Source organism: Nonomuraea fastidiosa (genome assembly GCF_042751225.1).
Taxonomy (GTDB): domain Bacteria; phylum Actinomycetota; class Actinomycetes; order Streptosporangiales; family Streptosporangiaceae; genus Nonomuraea; species Nonomuraea fastidiosa.
This window is the reverse complement of record NZ_CP170570.1, coordinates 8,773,806-8,788,969: the sequence shown is the minus strand read 5'-3', so window position 1 is coordinate 8,788,969 and position 15,164 is coordinate 8,773,806. Positions and strand designations below refer to the sequence as shown.

Sequence of the window (15,164 nt, the reverse complement as noted above, 5' to 3'; positions counted from 1 at the left end):
GTTGTCAAGACATCGTTGTCAATCGTGCGGCGCGAGGCCGGTGAAACAGCGCCCGGAAAGCGCTCGTGGATGCGATTCCGTGCGGGCTCCAGGCCGTCTCGCTTCGGCTTGGTACGTTCGGGCCTGCGGACGCGGCGCTCCATGGCGAGCGATGCCGCGTGGCGGCATGTGCACGGGCGCTTCGCGCCGATCGCGTTCCTTCTCACCGTGGCCCTGGCGGCCGGCGCGGCCGTGTCCTTCGTCTCAGGCGACGGCATGTACGGCGCCGTGATCGCCGTCGCGGTCGTCACCGTCGCGACCCTGCTGATCGGGTCGGCGTGGGCGCATCGCGGCCTCGACGGGGACGACGCGCCTCAGAACCCCCTCGCTGCGGTAGATGAGGGAGAGCGGCTCGGACGCGTCCGGCGCGGCGAGGCGGGTGGCGGTGCGGCCGACGAAGCGGGCCAGCGACCGTGCCAGGTGCGGCTGGTCGAAGTAGCCGAGCCGGTGCACGACCTCGACCGCCGGCACCCCCTCCTGGATGAGCACCGCCGCCGCCCTGGCGCGGTCGATCTGCCGGACCGCGTTCCTCGTCAGCCCGGTGGCCGCGAGGAAGCGCCGCTGCACCGTACGTTCCGACACCATGGACACCGGGCCTCCGCCCGAGGCCACCAGCGGATCGCGCACCAGCACCTCCGCGCGCACCAGCCGCTCCACGAACGACTCGGCGTCGTCGAAGCCCGGCACCTGCCACGACGACCCCTTCAGGTGGAACGAGCGCCGCGTGGCTCCGGGGATCACCAGGTTGCCGTCCACCAGCTCCGCCAGCGGCAGGTGCGGCATCGACACGCCCAGCGCGAAGCTGATCCCGATGAACGTGGCCTCCTCGGGCACCGGCGCCCGGCTCGCCCGCGTCTCCGGCCCCTGCACGGCCACGTTCATCCGGCCCTGCTGCTCCCAGAAGACCAGCTCAAGGCGGGCGGAGGCGACCGACAGCATCTGCGAGACGCCGCTGCTGCGGCTGCGCCAGACCCGCTCGATGTACGGCGAGTCGGAGCGCCGGCTCTCCATCTCCAGGCCCATGGCGGGGTCGCTTCCTTCCGTGGCCGCGCCCGAGGGTCGTGCCGGGCGTCGCAGTTCCAACCGTAGACGGCTCACGCCCGCAGCGCTGCGGGGAAGCCGGTCCAGCGCAGATCCGGGGGCAGGTGGCTCATGTCGTTGAAGAACAGCAGCGACGGCGGCGCCTCGGGACGGTAGAGGATCGCGGTGAGCGCGCAGTTGCCCTGGTTGAGCCCCATCCACCGGGCGTCGGGCGCACCCAGCGCGTGCCGGACGAACCAGGCGATGAGGTAGTTGGGCGTCACGATCAGCTCGTGGGTCTCGGCAGCGGCCGGGCCGGCGTGCCGGGCGATCGCCTCGGCGGCCAGCGGCGGGCCCGAGGCCAGCTCCGTTTCGGTGAAGCCGTCGAGGAACGCGGCGTGCCGGGGCGGCAGCTCCTCGCGCGGGGGCGCGGCGGGCACGTAGTCGCCGTACACCTCGCCGGATCGTACGGCGGCGCCGGGCAGATGGGCGGCCACGATCTCGGCGGTGGCCGCGGCCCGGGGGAGCGGGCTGTGGTGCACCGCCGTGATGGGGTGCTCCGCCAGCCGCCGTCCCAGCAGCTCGGCCTGCTCGCGCCCGATCGGGCTCAGCTCGCCCTCGTCGATCGCCTCGCCGTGCCGTGCCAGATACAGATAGCGATTCGCCACCTTTGCCCCTTGATGGGTGAGATGATAGGTGAGAGGGAAGTTTGTCATAAGTCGCGGATTTTGCGCGGTGAATCGTCCTGAAACGGCCATGCCGGGGTGTCCTCGCCGTCACGAGGCGCATGGGCGGATGGTGGACCGCCGCCGAGGGCATGTACGGTGCGTTGTCAAGGATTCACGCACAGGAGTCGTCCTCATGCCTCGTCAGGCGCTACCCCTGGCCTGCCACGCCGCGGCCATCGCCGCCGTACTCTTCGCCGTCACCACCGCGCCCACCCAGGGATCCGGGCGCACCGCCGCCGACGACCCGGCGCTGCCCGGACCCGCAGGGCTCGAGGAGCTGCCCGAGCTGGCCGACCTGACCGTACGCCGGCTGCTGCTCGCCGACGCGGTCGCCGCCGCCGAATTCGGCACCGCCACGCTCGTCGCCGACCCGGCCGGGCAGCGCGAGCTGCTCGACGCCGTGGCCGAGCACTCCGTCGAGATCGGCCTGCCCGTCCCGACCGGCGTGGGGTTCTTCCGCGCCCAGATCGCGGCGGCCGAGCATGTGCGGCGCGGCCTGCACGAACGCTGGCGGGCCCGCCCCGCCCTGCTCCCGCACCCGCGCTCCGACCTGGCCGCCGACGTGCGCCCGCGGCTCGACCTGCTGACCCCGCGCCTGCTCCGCCTGCTCAAGGAGACCGAGCCGGTACGCGGGGTGCCACGGCGCTGCACGCCCGCCCTCGCCGAGGCCCGCCGCGCCGCCGAGACCCGCGCCGGGCTCGACCGCCTGCACCGCGACGCCCTGACCCTGGCCCTCGCGCCCGTCTGCGCCGCAGAATGACCGGCTGCTGAACCGCCCCGTGAACCGGATCGGCCTCCCGCCCGACTGAGCAGGGTGACAGGAGGACGAGATGACCGATGAGCTGCTGGTCGTACGCGCCCAGCTAGGTGAGCGGGACGCGCTGGCCGAGCTCGTGTCCCGCTGGCGCACGCCGGTGTGGACGTACGTGCGGCGCATGCTGGACGCCGAGCGGGCCGACGACGTGAGCCAGGAGGTATGGCTGGCCGTGGTGCGCGGCCTGCCGCGCCTGCGCGAGCCGGACAGGTTCGCGCCCTGGCTGTTCACCATCGCCCGCAGGTCCGTCATGGACCGGCTGCGCGGCCGGTACGCCGAGCCGCCCGCACCCGCCGGAGACGAGACCGCCGCCGACCCGGCGGGCGCGGCGCTCGACCGCGCCGAGCTGATCGCCGCGCTGGCGCTGCTGCCTCCGCCCGAGCGGGAGATCCTCGTCCTCCACTACCTGCAGGACCTGCCGGTCGAGGACTGCGCGCAGATCTGCGGAATCCCGGCGGGCACGGTCAAGTCCCGGCTGAGCAGGGCGCGGCGGCTGATGCGCGCCCGCCTGGAGGAGAAGGGGTACCGGCCATGACGAACGAGGAGCCGCGCCTGCCGGCGCGTGAACTGCTGGAACGGCTCGAACCCGCGCTGTCGCCCGCCCGGCGCATCCGCGCGATGGCCGCGCTGATCGCCGGGGTGGCGGGCGCGCTGTTCGTCGTGGGGCTGTGGGCGACCGAGCCCGGGCCGCTGCCGGGACGCACGCATCTGGCGTTCGGCCTGCTCGCCGCGTTCTGCCTGGGCTGGGCCTGCTACGGCGGGTGGCTGCTGCGGCGGCGGGTGGCGCTGTTCGCGACCGACCGGGTGGTGGCCGGGTGGCTCGCGCTGGTCGCCTCCGCCTCGACGACCACGCTCCTCATCGTGCTGGCCGTCCAGCGCGGCGAAGGGCTCGGGGTGGCGCTGGGGGCCGGTGCGCCGGTCGTCGTGGTGGCGCTGGCGCTGACCGTCAGGGCGCACGTCCAGCGCGCTGCGCTGCTACGCCGCCGGCGCGACCTGACCGGCGGCACCTGACCCGCCGCCACGCCGCCATGCCGCCGCGCCACCGGGGCGCCGCCGCCCGCCGTGCCACTGCGCCGCTGCCTCTCGCCCCGCCCTGCCGCCGCCCGCAGCGCTACCGCGCTACCGGGTTGCCGCGCTCGAAGCGCTGCTGCTCGCCTTCGCCCGCCGCTCGGGCGGCGGGCGCGCGCTGGGAGGTGGAGCGGTGAGCGTTGCCTCGGGAAAGCGAGAGCGGCGTGCTGACCCGGACGGTGCGGGTGCGCCGTCCCTGGAAGTCCAGGGTCTGCACTGGTGTCCGGGGATGGTCAAGGAGGGAGGTTTATCGATAAAGTCGCTCCGACCGGCACCCTAACCGCGAGGAAAGCGTTCGATGAGCCCTGTCACCGTGCCCGCCATCATCAACGTCGACGTCCCAGGTCCCGTGATCAGCCGCCACCTGTACGGCCACTTCGCCGAGCACCTGGGCCGCTGCATCTACGGCGGCTTCTACGTGGGCGAGGACAGCGACCTGCCCAACGAGGGCGGCATCAGGCTCGACGTCGTCGAGGCGCTGCGCGCCCTGAACATCCCCAACCTGCGCTGGCCCGGCGGCTGCTTCGCCGACGAGTACCACTGGATGGACGGCATCGGCCCCAAGGAGAGCCGTCCCGTCATGGTCAACACCCACTGGGGCAACGTCGAGGAGAACAACCACTTCGGCACCCACGAGTTCATGGCGCTGTGCGAGCTGCTCGGCGCGGAGCCGTACATCAGCGGCAACGTCGGCTCCGGCACCGTCCGGGAGATGAGCGACTGGGTCGAGTACCTGACCCGCGAGGGCGACTCGCCGATGGTGCGGCTGCGCAAGGCCAACGGGCGCGAGAAGCCGTGGCGGGTGCGCTTCTGGGGACTGGGCAACGAGGCGTGGGGCTGCGGCGGCAACATGAGCGCCCAGCAGTACGCCGCCGAGGCCCGCCGTTTCGGCACCTACTGCCGCGACCACGGCGACAACAAGCTCTACCGCATCGCGGCCGGGGCCAACGGCGCCGACTACGCCTGGACCGAGACGCTGATGAAGCAGCTCGGCGAGCTGGGCTGCGCCTACCGGCCGGCGCCGTTCATGCAGGCGCTGTCGTTCCACTACTACACGATCCCCGGCACCTGGCAGGACAAGGGCTCGGCCACCGAGTTCGGCGTGGACGACCACTACCGCACGATGGTGCAGGCCGCCCGCGTGGACGAGCTGATCACCGGTCACTCCAACGTGATGGACTGCTACGACCCGGGCAAGAACGTGGGCCTGGTGCTGGACGAGTGGGGCACCTGGTGGAACGTCGAGCCCGGCACCAACCCCGGCTTCCTCTACCAGCAGAACACGCTGCGCGACGCGCTCGTGGCGAGCCTGCACTTCGACGTCTTCCACAAGCACGCCGACCGCCTGGTCATGGCCAACATCGCGCAGACCGTGAACGTGCTGCAGGCGATGATCCTCACCGACCCCGACTCGGGCGCGCTGGTGCGCACGCCGACGTACCACGTGTTCGAGATGAACAAGGGCCACCAGGACGCCGCCTCGCTGCGGGTGGACCTGCCCGGCGGCCTGCCCGCCCGGCAGGTGGACGGGACGGAGCTGCGCACGGTGTCGCTGTCGGCCAGCAGGAAGGACGGCAGGCTGCTGGTGTCGCTGTCGAACGTGGACGCGGGCGAGGCCGCCGACGTCGAGCTGGACCTGCGCGGCGGCGCGATCGCCGAGCCGCGCGCCCGCATCCTCACCGCCGGTGAGCTGCGCGCGCACAACACCCCGGACGCGCCCGAAGCGGTGGCGCCGCGCCCGCACGAGCAGGTCACGGCGACCGCGTCCGGGCTGCGCGTGCACCTGCCGGCACACTCCTTCGTCACCGTGGAGGCGCGCCTGGCCTGAGCGCGCCTGGCCTGAGCGTTCGTCGCCGTCGAGGCGAGCCCATCCTGAGCCTTCGCCGCCGTGCAGGCGCGCCCGGCCTGAGCCGCGGCGCTACTCTCGGCGGCATGGTGACGATGGACGACGTCGCCCGGCTGGCCGGGGTGTCGAAGATGACGGTCTCCAACGTGGTGAACAACCGCGGCGGAGTCAGCGAGCCGGTGCGCCGCCGCGTGCGCGAGGCCATCGAGCGCTCGGGCTACCGGGTCAACGTCTCGGCCCGCACGCTCAGGTCGGGGCGCACCGGCGTGATCGGGCTGGCCGTGCCCGAGATCGACCGGCCCTACTTCGGGCGGCTCGCCTCCCACGTCATCGAGGCGGCCGGGCGGCGCGGCTTCCACGTCGCGATCGAGCAGACCGGGGCGGCGGCGTCCGGCGAGATCGACGCGATCGCCCACGCGCGGACGTTGCAGTTCGACGGGCTGATCCTCAGCGCGGTCGGGCTGGACGGCCGCGAGCGGGTGCCGCCCGAGGGCGACCATCCGATCGTCATGCTCGGCGAGCAGGACTTCGCCGGGCGCTTCGACCATGTCGCCATGCCGAACGAGGAGGCCACCGCGGCGGCCACCGCCCACCTGCTCGACCGGGGCTGCCGCGCCGTCGCGATCGTCACCGGCCGCCTCGACTGGGGGCTGAACATGGTGACCGCCCGCCACCACGGTTACCTGTCGGCGCTGGCCGCCCGCGGCCTCGACGCCGACCCCGGGCTGCGCGTGGAGCTGGACACGCTCACCATGGAGGCGGGCCGGGAGGCGGCGCACCGGCTGGCCTCCTCGGGGCGGCCGTTCGACGGCGTGGTGGCGGTGACCGACACCGTCGCCATCGGCGTGCTGCGCGGCCTGGCCGACGCGGGGCTGCGGGTGCCGGACGACGTGCGGCTCGCCGGGTTCGACGACATCGCAGAGGCGGCGTACCTGGTGCCGTCGCTCACCACCGTGGCGCCCGACCACGCCTGGATGGCCGCGAAGGCGGTCGAGCTGGTGACGGCCCGCATCGCCGACCCCGGGCGGCCGACGGGGCGGTTCGTGGCGCCGTACGAGCTGGTGAGCCGCGAGTCCACCGTGTAGTCATTTGCCCGTTTTCTTAATTGATGTCAGGTGTGCCCCTCTTGGCTGTTACATTCGTGGGTCATTGATCACGGAGGGGCCCCCATCGTTAGGAGAACTGTGCTGAGAAAGACCTCCCTGCTCGCCACCGCGCTCGTGATGATGGGCACCACGCTGACGGCCCCCATCGCGACCGCGTCGGTGACAGGCAAGGACGTCACGGACGCGGTCGGCAAACGCGGCGTCACCTGGCGGCCGTGCAAGGAGGAGCCCAGCGTCGAGTGCGCCACGCTGAAAGTGCCCGTCGACTGGTCCAAGCCCAACGGGCCCACCATCGACCTGGCTCTGGCACGGCGCAAGGCCAAGGACCCCTCCGCGCGGATCGGGTCGCTGCTCACCAACCCCGGCGGTCCTGGCAACTCCGGCGTCGACGGCATCCTGCGCCCCAGCGGGTTCAGCGAGGAGATCCAAAAGCGCTTCGACATCGTCGGCTACGACCCGCGCGGCGTCGCCCGCAGCGGCTCGGTCACCTGCACCGCCTCGGTCTACAACCAGATGCCGGACCCGGTGATGAAGAGCCAGGCCGACTTCGACAAGTGGCTGGCCTTCGACAAGAAGCTGCGCGCCGACTGCCGCAAGCGCACCGGCCCCCTCTACGACCACCTCGACTCGGTCAACGTCGCCCGCGACATGGACGCCATCCGCGCCGCGCTGGGCGAAGCGAAGCTGACCTCGTACGGCGTCTCCTACGGCACGCTCGCCCAGCAGATGTACGCCGAGCTGTTCCCGAACCGCATCCGCGCCATGGTGCTGGACAGCAACATGGATCACAGCCTGAACGTCAAGGCGTTCCAGGTGAGCGAGGCGGCCACCGTCCAGGACAGCTTCGACGAGTTCGTGGCCTGGTGCGAGCGCTCCGCAGACTGCGTCCTGAACGGCCGCGACATCCGCGCGCTGTGGAAGAAGCTCCTCGCCAAGGCCGAGCGAGGACAGCTCGTCTGGCCGGGCGGCGACGACAAAGTGAGCGCCCACAACCTGCTCTGGCTCGCCGTGATCATGAACGAGGCGCCGAACTGGCATCTGGAGGCCCAGGTGCTGCTCGCGCTGGACGGCGGTCCCGTGCCGGACGACATGCCGGGCCCGCCCGGCAACGGCCCGGTGAACGGCAGGTGGGCCGAGCTGCCCACCGCGATCCTGTGCCAGGACTTCGACCTGGGCCTGCGCGACTACAAGGAGTACGCCGCCATCATGCGGGCCGCCAACGCGGTGGCGCCCGACGTCCGCTACAACCCGATGCCGATGGGCGACATGCCGATCTGCCAGGGCCACCCGGTGACCAATGCGCAGCACCGGCTGCGCTACAAGGGCAAGGCGCCGCTGCTGGTGGCCACGTCCAAGCACGACCCCGACACGCCGTACCAGTGGTCGGCGAACGTGGCCAGGCAGCTCGGCCCGAAGGCGACGCTGCTCACGTACGAGGGGTGGGGCCACGGCATCTACGGCATGACCGAGTGCACCACCAAGGTCATGGACGCCTACCTCATCTCGCTGACCGTGCCCAAGCGGGGCATCCGCGGCCCGGCCGAGGAGCCGCAGCCGAAGAGCTGAGGACGGGCGTTTCCCGGGGAACGGGGTCGCGCGCGAGTGCGCCGCGCGGCCCCGTTCCGCCGTGTCGCGGCCGTTTGCAGCCGTTTGCAGAAGTCGTTGACCCTGCGGAGCCCGGCGATCACACTGAGGGCGCCGCCGATGTGCATGCGTTGTCCGGCGGCGCAGGAATGTTAACGCTAACAGAAGCGTCGTGCCCCTCAGAAGGAGACGCATGTCCGCGACCCTGCCCCGCAGGACCGCCGTGGTGCTCGCCACGGCCTGCCTCCTGCTCACCTGCCTGGCCGCCGTCGCCCCCAAGCGGGCCACCGCGCTCGAACCGTTCACCGGCTACCTCATGGCCCACTTCACCGGCGAGTCCGCCAACGGCGAGCAGATCTACCTCGCCCACAGCGACGACGGCCTGCACTGGACCGACCTCAACAACGGGCAAGTCGTCTTACGCTCCACCGTCGGCACCCGCGGCGTGCGCGACCCCTCGCTCGTCCGCTCCCCGAACGGCGACCGCTACTGGATCGTCGCCACCGACCTGCGCATCGCCGGCGGCACCTCCTGGGACGACGCCGCCAACCGCGGCAGCACCTCGCTCGTCGTGTGGGAGTCGCGCGACCTCGTGAACTGGTCGTCCCCCTGGCTCATCAACGTGGCCGGCGCCATCCCCGGCGCGGGCAACGCCTGGGCGCCCGAAGCCATCTACAACCCGGCGACCGGCGACTACGTGCTCTACTGGGCCACCAACTCGCCCGTCAACGGCGTCAAGAAACACCGCATCTGGTACGTCCGCACCAGCGACTTCCGCTCCTTCACCACGCCTCAGCTCTACATCGAGCGCGGCGGCACCCAGGGCATCATCGACACCCAGATCATCGAGGTGCCCAGCGGCGCCGGCGGATACCGCTACTACCGGGCCTCCGCCGACGGCCACATCACGATCGAGGCGTCCGACTCGATCCTCGGCACATGGACGACCCTCGGCGACCTCTCCCACATGGGCATCACCAACGGCACCGGCGGCGGCACCGTCGTCGAAGGCCCCATGTGGGCCCGCTTCAACGACCGCGACGAATGGGCGCTGTGGCTCGACCAGTTCGCCACCGGCCGCGGCTACATGCCCATCACCTCCACCGACCTCGGCAGCACCCGCAACTTCCGCACCCGCAGCGACTACTCCATGGGCGGCAACCGCAAGCGGCACGGTTCGATACTCAGCATCACCGCCGCCGAGGAGAGCCGGGTGCTCGGCCGCTGGGGCGACAATGTGCCCATCAGCCGCATCCAGTCCTACAACTTCCAGGATCGCTACATCCGGCACGCCGACTTCGACGTACGCATCGACGCGAACGTCAGCCCCGCCCAGGACGCCCAGTTCCGCCTGGTGCCCGGACTGGCCGGCGGGTCCGGCACCGTGTCGTTCGCCTCGGTCAACTACCCCGGCTACTACCTGCGCCACTACGGTTTCGACCTGACGCTGGCCGCCGACGACGGCAGCGGCACCTTCGCCGCCGACGCCACGTTCCGGCCGGTCGCCGGGCTCGCCGACTCCTCGTGGACCTCGTACCAGTCGGTCAACTACCCCGACCGCTACCTGCGCCACTACGACTACCTGCTACGGCTCGACCCGATCAACGACGCGCAGGCCCGCGCCGACGCCACCTGGCGGCAGGTCACCGGCTGACGAGCGGTGAGACCGGCCCTCACGGGTAGGGGGCTTGCACGGCCGGAAGCGACGCCGCACGGCGCCTCTCATCGGCGGGCGGCGGCCCTGCCCGCCGACCCGGGCCGGGCGAAGACCCCGGTTACGGTCGGGACAGGGGCTCGGTGCCGGCCACTGGGCGGAGAAGTGCCGGCCACTGGGCGGAGAAGGTCGTGACGGGGACCTGGTGTCAGCCGTGTGGCGGAGAGATGACGGTCGTTGGGGGAGCGCGTGATGACGGCCGCGAGGCAGGCGGGGGACCCCCGCCTCCGGAGCCTGATCAGGGCGGCGAGGCGGGCGGGGGACCCGCATGCCCTGGACCTGGCCGAGGCCGCCGGACGGGACTGCCGCGCCGCCGACCTGGTGGTGGCGGCGGAGGAGGTCGGTGTGCGCGACCTGCGCCTGCTTGCGGCCATCGCCGCAACGCCGCGCGAGCTGTTCGTGCCGCCGCGCTCAGTGGCGCGCGCCTACGCGGACGAGCCCATCCCGCTCGCCCACGGCCAGCCCACCAGCCAGCCGTCCCTGGTCGCCCAGATGATCGACGCGCTGCGGCTGTCGGGCGGCGAGACCGTCCTGGAGATCGGCACCGGCTACGGCTACCAGACCGCGCTGCTGGCCCGGCTCGCCTGGCGCGTCTACTCCGTCGAACGCCTGCCCGACCTCGCCGCGCACGCCCGCGCCAACCTCGCCGCCGCGGGCATCACCGGCGTCGAAGTGCTGGTCGGTGACGGCACCGCCGGGCTGCCCGAGCACGCGCCGTACGAGGGCATCATCGTCTCCGCCGCCGCCCCCGAGGTGCCCGCCCCGCTGGCCGAGCAGCTCACCGAGGGCGGCCGCCTCATCATGCCCGTCATGGGGCAGATCGCCGACATCGTCACGCTCTTCACCAAGCGACGCGGACGGCTGGCGCAGATCCGCGAGGTGACACCCGCATCCTTCGTCCCCCTCATCCCCGGCCCGTAAGGGGAGGAAGCAGCCGTCGCCGTTCCCTTGGATGGCCGGGGGCCGCTCCCGTCGGCGTGGGCGTGCCGCTCCGCAACGGCGCGGGAGAGCCACCTCGCGACGGCACGGGCGTGGCGCCCCCTTCGGGGGTGGGGGGCATGGCGCCCCGTGACGGCGCTGTCGAGCGACCTCCTGACGGCACGGGGGTGGAGCCACCTGACGGCACGGGCGTGGCATGCCTCGACGGTGGGAGCGTGGCGCCCCTCGACCGTTACAGGCGAACCGCCCCCCGGACAGTGCGGGCCTGGCGTGCCCTGACGGCGCGGGGGATGGGAGGGCGGCGCACTGGGTGGGCGCGCGCTCATCCGGACCCGGCTACGGCGTGACGGCGCATGGCGACGGCGGACGGCGCGGCGGCGTGCGGGCGATCTGCGATGCGGCTGACGGTTGACGGTCAGCGCCTCCTGGTACGCCTCGCCCTCAAAGCCTGGGCCGCTGCGGGGGCGCGGAGGGGCCGCCGCGCCCCCCGCTGGTCCGGCCCCTCGGGGCGGGTTTGGGGGTGGTGGGGTGGGAAGGGGAGCCAGGTGAGCGTCACGCTTGCGCTGGCGGGTGACACGATGCTCGGCCGGGGCGTCGCCGACCTGCTGGCGAAGTCCACCGACCCCGGGGACTACGTGTCGGACGCGGTCCGCGCGTACCTCTCCGAGGCCGATCTCACGCTGCTCAACCTCGAATGCTGCCTGTCCGATCGCGGCAGCCCGTGGCCGGCGCCGGGCAAGATCTTCCACTTCCGCGGCCCGCCGCGAGCCGCCGACCTGCTCGCCGAGCTGGGCGTGGGCTGCGTGACGCTGGCCAACAACCACGCGCTCGACTTCGGGTACGACGCGCTCCTGGACACCCTCGCCCACCTGCGACGGGTGGAGATCCGCGCCGCCGGAGCCGGGCCCGACCTGGAGAAGGCGCGCGAGCCCGTGCTGCTCGACGTGGGCGGACTGCGCCTGGCCGTGATCTCCGTGACCGACCATCCCGACGACTTCGCGGCCACATCCCAACGGCCCGGCGTGGCTTACGCGGACCTGCCCGCCGGGGTGCCCTCCTGGCTGACCGGCACGGTGTCCGGGGCGCGGGCGGAGGCGGACGTCGTGCTGGTCAGCCCGCACTGGGGGCCGAACATGACGACCGAGCCGCTGCCGTACATCCGGTCCGCCGCGAGCATCCTGGCCAGCGCCGGCGCCACGCTGATCGCCGGGCACTCCGCGCACGTCCCGCACGGGGTGGCGCCGCCCGTCCTGTACGACATGGGCGACTTCCTCGACGACTACGCCGTGGACCCCGACCTGCGCAACGACCTGTCGCTGCTGTTCCTGGTCACCATCGACGAGCTCGGGCCGCTCCAGCTGCGCGCGGTGCCGCTCAAGCTCGACTACTGCCGTACGACCCTGGCCAGGGGCGACGAGCGGGCCTGGCTGGCGAGCCGCTTCACGGCGGTCTGCGCCGCGCTGGGCACGAAGGTCGTGTGGGAGGACGGCAGCCTCCTGGTCGACCTCCGCTGACCCCGCACTGCCCAACGGACGCCCGTCAAGCCTCGCGCTCCGGTGGCCGCGGCGAGCGTTCGTCCTCGGCAGGGCGGGTCTCACCGGGCCACAGGGCGGCCATGAAACTTTCAGCGCCGTCCTGCAACTGGCGCACAGCATCTGACCTGCGATGACGCCCCCATCCGCAAGCGATGTGCTTTGCGGGCTTGCGGCCCTGTGCTTCACTGCTCCTGCGGACGGGAAAGCGCTTACCGTAAGTCGGTAAGCGCTTGCCAAGCCGCTCCCCAGGCGGCGCCGAACACCGGGCGCGCCGCTCGATGCCCCATGCCGTATCGCGAGAGGGAGTTCACCGTGCGTAAAAACAGGAGGCTGGCCACCGCTCTGGCCGCGGCGCTCGTCGCGGGCAGCGGGATGGTGACCGTGCTCGCCACCGCCGCATCGGCGGCACCGTCCAACGGGAACTACACGCTGGTCAACGCCGGCAGCGGCCTGTGCGCCGCGGTGCCGGGGCAGAGCACAGGCGACGGCGTGCAGCTCGTGCAGGCGTCCTGCTCGGGCGGGGCCGGGCAGGTGTTCGCGGTCACCGCGTCCGGCGGCGGCTACCAGATCAAGGCCGCGCACAGCGGCAAGTGCCTCGGCGTCAAGGACGCCTCCACCAGCGCGGGCAAGGCCGTGCAGCAGGAGACGTGCACGGGCGCCGCCTCCCAGACCTGGCAGCTCACCGAGTCCGGCTCGAACTACCGGGTCGTCAACTCCAACGGCGGCAAGTGCCTGAACGTCAAGGACAACTCCACCTCGTCAGGTGCCGCGCTGCAACAGAACTCCTGCGACTCGGCCGCCACCAAGCAGTGGACGCTCAAGGCGGCAGGCGGCGGCAACCCCGACCCCAACCCCACCCCTACCGTGACGCCGACCAGCGGCGACGGTGACGGCAGCGGCCCGTGGCCGTCCGACACCGGCAGCGTGCGCCTGACCGAGACCCAGCGGCTCGGCTCGTTCTTCGACGGCGGGATGAAGCGCTACTACGGCATCGGCGACGGCGGCCAGAGCGAGAGCCAGGACCCGATGTTCGTCGTGCCGAACGGCGGCACCATCCAGAACGTCATCATCGACGCCCCCGCGGGCGACGGCATCCACTGCGAGGGCTCCTGCACGATCCGCAACGTCTGGTGGAACGACGTCGGCGAGGACGCCGCCACGTTCAAGAGCTCCAGCTCCTCGGCCACGTACCTGGTGGACGGCGGCGGCGCGAAGTCCGGCAGCGACAAGGTGTTCCAGCACAACGGCGCCGGCACGCTGACCATCAAGAACTTCCAGGTGCACAACTCCGGCAAGCTCTACCGGGCCTGCGGCAACTGCTCGACCTCCTACCAGCGGCACGTGGTGATGGACGGCATCACCGCCCGCTCCACCAAGGTGCTGGCCGGCATCAACTCCAACTGGGGCGACACCGCCCGCTTCAGCCGGATCACCGTATACGGCAGCGCCACCATCTGCGAGCGCTACAAGGGCGTCCCCAAGGGCCAGGAACCCACCAAGATCGGCTCCGGCCCCGATGGCACCCACTGCCTCTACCGCGAATCCGACATCACCTACCGGTGAAAAGCGTGCGAGGCGGGCGGGCGGGTGAGGGCGCCCGTCCGGCCCGGGGTGCCGAGGCCGCCGCACGTACTGTGAGAGCCATCGCCGGGGAGGGCGGCACGGCCGTCCCCGTCATCGCCGACGTCACCTCCGACCAGGCCTGCGCGGACGCGGTCGCCGAGACAGTGGTCGCGTTCGGCACGCTCGACGCGGCCGTCAACTGCGTCGCGTCCGGCGACCGCAGCGGCGTGTTCGACACCACGCCCGAGCACTACGACCGGCTCATGACCGTCAACCTCACTACGACAGCGAGCCGGTCACCTCCGGGCCCCCGGGGGAGTGAGCGGGCGGGTGGCCTCGTGTACCCGCCAGTGCGGGCGCGGCGCCGGAGCCCCGGCCGAGGGCGCGCCGAGCGCACGCGAGATGCTGCGCGCGGTCGTCGTCATCGCCGGGATCAGCGCGTGCGGTGAGGCGGAGCCGCTCGGCACGGTGACGCCGACCGCAGCCACCACCTTGTCGCGCGGCCCCCTGATCGGCACGGCCACGGCCATCACCCCGTAGGTGAGCTGGCTCTCCACGACGGCCACCCCCGACCTGCGCACCTCGGCGAGGAAGCGCCGCAGCTCGTCGGGGTCGGTCAGCGTTTTCGCGGTGTAGCTGCGCAGCTCGGAGGCCAGCAGCTCCTCCTGGAACTCCTGCGGCGCGTACGCCAGCAGCACCAGCCCGGTGCCGGTGGCGTGCAGCGGCCAGCGCCCGCCCTGACGGCTCGGCACGGGGACGGTGTCGCGGGCGCGCAGCGACTCGACGTAGATCACGTCATGCCCGTCGGGCACGCCGAGGTGGATGTTGGCGCGCAGCGCGTGCTGAAGGTCGTGCAGGTACGGCAGCGCGATCTCGCGCAGCCGACCGCCCTGGGGCGCCAGCGTGCCCAGCTCCAGGATGCGCAGGCCGATGCTGTACTTGCCGTCGCTGTGCCGGATGAGCGCGCCCCAGCAGCGCAGCTCGTTGAGCAGCCGGTGGGTGGTGCTGAGCGTGAGACCGGACCGGCGGCTGATCTCGCTGAGCGACAGCGCCAGGTTCTCGGCGTCGAACACGCCGAGTATGGACAGCACTCGCTGCGCCGATGTCAGGCGATGGGACTCCGCGGACCGGTCTGCCAGGACAGTCACCTGCTCACCTGCCTGTCCGTTGATCGGGTTACGTGAGTGTTAACACAGGCTACCCAAGCC

At 72.2% G+C, this 15,164-nt stretch carries 14 protein-coding genes and 2 pseudogenes; 12 read left to right on the top strand and 4 right to left on the bottom strand.

Going from position 1 to position 15,164, the window contains the following annotated elements:
- Positions 1 to 69 precede the first annotated feature (69 nt).
- A pseudogene (locus ACFMQL_RS40560) lies at positions 70 to 246 on the top strand (hypothetical protein); the annotation flags it as partial.
- On the opposite strand, the gene ACFMQL_RS40555 reads toward ACFMQL_RS40560, so the two are convergent.
- Complete coding sequence (locus ACFMQL_RS40555) at positions 244 to 624, bottom strand: helix-turn-helix domain-containing protein (RefSeq protein WP_378790269.1); 381 nt, start codon at positions 622 to 624, stop codon at positions 244 to 246. The pseudogene ACFMQL_RS40560 and the gene ACFMQL_RS40555 sit on opposite strands and share 3 nt — an antisense overlap.
- Before the next feature lie 509 nt (positions 625 to 1,133).
- Positions 1,134 to 1,727, bottom strand: a complete 594-nt coding sequence (locus tag ACFMQL_RS40550) for a histidine phosphatase family protein (protein WP_378790053.1) — start codon at positions 1,725 to 1,727, stop codon at positions 1,134 to 1,136.
- A 193-nt stretch (positions 1,728 to 1,920) separates the two neighbouring features.
- Here ACFMQL_RS40550 and ACFMQL_RS40545 point away from each other — a divergent pair, with 193 nt between their 5' ends.
- The 3 genes from ACFMQL_RS40545 (at position 1,921) to ACFMQL_RS40535 (ending at position 3,612) form a co-directional block, all read left to right on the top strand.
- The gene (locus ACFMQL_RS40545; protein WP_378790052.1) at positions 1,921 to 2,547 is read left to right on the top strand and encodes a hypothetical protein; all 627 of its coding nucleotides are present in this window, start codon (positions 1,921 to 1,923) and stop codon (positions 2,545 to 2,547) included.
- A 70-nt stretch (positions 2,548 to 2,617) separates the two neighbouring features.
- Positions 2,618 to 3,136 carry an RNA polymerase sigma factor gene (locus tag ACFMQL_RS40540; RefSeq protein WP_378790051.1) on the top strand — a complete coding sequence of 173 codons (519 nt, stop codon included), beginning with the start codon at positions 2,618 to 2,620 and terminating at the stop codon, positions 3,134 to 3,136.
- The gene (locus ACFMQL_RS40535; protein ID WP_364065251.1) at positions 3,133 to 3,612 is read left to right on the top strand and encodes a hypothetical protein; all 480 of its coding nucleotides are present in this window, start codon (positions 3,133 to 3,135) and stop codon (positions 3,610 to 3,612) included. Before ACFMQL_RS40540 ends, ACFMQL_RS40535 begins: the two co-directional genes overlap by 4 nt.
- A gap of 100 nt (positions 3,613 to 3,712) precedes the next feature.
- Here ACFMQL_RS40535 and ACFMQL_RS40530 read toward each other — a convergent pair whose 3' ends face one another.
- Positions 3,713 to 3,886 (bottom strand): hypothetical protein, encoded by a 174-nt coding sequence (locus ACFMQL_RS40530; protein ID WP_378790050.1) that lies wholly within the window; start codon positions 3,884 to 3,886, stop codon positions 3,713 to 3,715.
- A gap of 81 nt (positions 3,887 to 3,967) precedes the next feature.
- Here ACFMQL_RS40530 and ACFMQL_RS40525 point away from each other — a divergent pair, with 81 nt between their 5' ends.
- From ACFMQL_RS40525 to ACFMQL_RS40490, 8 genes and pseudogenes are all read left to right on the top strand, one after another.
- Positions 3,968 to 5,497 (top strand): alpha-N-arabinofuranosidase, encoded by a 1,530-nt coding sequence (locus ACFMQL_RS40525; protein WP_378790049.1) that lies wholly within the window; start codon positions 3,968 to 3,970, stop codon positions 5,495 to 5,497.
- A 104-nt stretch (positions 5,498 to 5,601) separates the two neighbouring features.
- On the top strand, positions 5,602 to 6,600 hold the full coding sequence (locus ACFMQL_RS40520) for a LacI family DNA-binding transcriptional regulator (protein ID WP_364065245.1): 999 nt from the start codon (positions 5,602 to 5,604) through the stop codon (positions 6,598 to 6,600).
- 99 nt (positions 6,601 to 6,699) lie between these two features.
- On the top strand, positions 6,700 to 8,187 hold the full coding sequence (locus ACFMQL_RS40515) for an alpha/beta fold hydrolase (RefSeq protein ID WP_378790048.1): 1,488 nt from the start codon (positions 6,700 to 6,702) through the stop codon (positions 8,185 to 8,187).
- A gap of 211 nt (positions 8,188 to 8,398) precedes the next feature.
- Entirely contained in the window at positions 8,399 to 9,859 is a 1,461-nt protein-coding gene (locus tag ACFMQL_RS40510; protein ID WP_364065239.1) for a glycoside hydrolase family 43 protein, read from the top strand.
- A 252-nt stretch (positions 9,860 to 10,111) separates the two neighbouring features.
- Positions 10,112 to 10,840, top strand: a complete 729-nt coding sequence (locus ACFMQL_RS40505) for a protein-L-isoaspartate(D-aspartate) O-methyltransferase (protein ID WP_364065237.1) — start codon at positions 10,112 to 10,114, stop codon at positions 10,838 to 10,840.
- A 563-nt stretch (positions 10,841 to 11,403) separates the two neighbouring features.
- Positions 11,404 to 12,372 carry a CapA family protein gene (locus tag ACFMQL_RS40500; protein WP_378790046.1) on the top strand — a complete coding sequence of 323 codons (969 nt, stop codon included), beginning with the start codon at positions 11,404 to 11,406 and terminating at the stop codon, positions 12,370 to 12,372.
- 333 nt (positions 12,373 to 12,705) lie between these two features.
- Positions 12,706 to 13,956, top strand: coding sequence for a pectate lyase (locus tag ACFMQL_RS40495; RefSeq protein ID WP_378790043.1), 1,251 nt, complete (start codon positions 12,706 to 12,708; stop codon positions 13,954 to 13,956).
- Positions 13,953 to 14,234, top strand: a pseudogene (locus tag ACFMQL_RS40490) (SDR family oxidoreductase); the annotation flags it as partial. The gene ACFMQL_RS40495 and the pseudogene ACFMQL_RS40490, both read left to right, overlap by 4 nt.
- Before the next feature lie 18 nt (positions 14,235 to 14,252).
- Here ACFMQL_RS40490 and ACFMQL_RS40485 read toward each other — a convergent pair.
- Positions 14,253 to 15,104, bottom strand: coding sequence for an IclR family transcriptional regulator (locus ACFMQL_RS40485; RefSeq protein WP_378790041.1), 852 nt, complete (start codon positions 15,102 to 15,104; stop codon positions 14,253 to 14,255).
- Between the last annotated feature and the right edge of the window lie 60 nt (positions 15,105 to 15,164).

Bases quoted from the DNA above. Each gene is read 5' to 3' on its own strand.
- ACFMQL_RS40555 (WP_378790269.1), bottom strand. From the start codon at position 624: ATGGTGTCGGAACGTACGGTGCAGCGGCGCTTCCTCGCGGCCACCGGG.
- ACFMQL_RS40545 (WP_378790052.1), top strand. From the start codon at position 1,921: ATGCCTCGTCAGGCGCTACCCCTGGCCTGCCACGCCGCGGCCATCGCC.
- ACFMQL_RS40540 (WP_378790051.1), top strand. From the start codon at position 2,618: ATGACCGATGAGCTGCTGGTCGTACGCGCCCAGCTAGGTGAGCGGGAC.
- ACFMQL_RS40535 (WP_364065251.1), top strand. From the start codon at position 3,133: ATGACGAACGAGGAGCCGCGCCTGCCGGCGCGTGAACTGCTGGAACGG.
- ACFMQL_RS40525 (WP_378790049.1), top strand. From the start codon at position 3,968: ATGAGCCCTGTCACCGTGCCCGCCATCATCAACGTCGACGTCCCAGGT.
- ACFMQL_RS40520 (WP_364065245.1), top strand. From the start codon at position 5,602: ATGGTGACGATGGACGACGTCGCCCGGCTGGCCGGGGTGTCGAAGATG.
- ACFMQL_RS40510 (WP_364065239.1), top strand. From the start codon at position 8,399: ATGTCCGCGACCCTGCCCCGCAGGACCGCCGTGGTGCTCGCCACGGCC.
- ACFMQL_RS40505 (WP_364065237.1), top strand. From the start codon at position 10,112: ATGACGGCCGCGAGGCAGGCGGGGGACCCCCGCCTCCGGAGCCTGATC.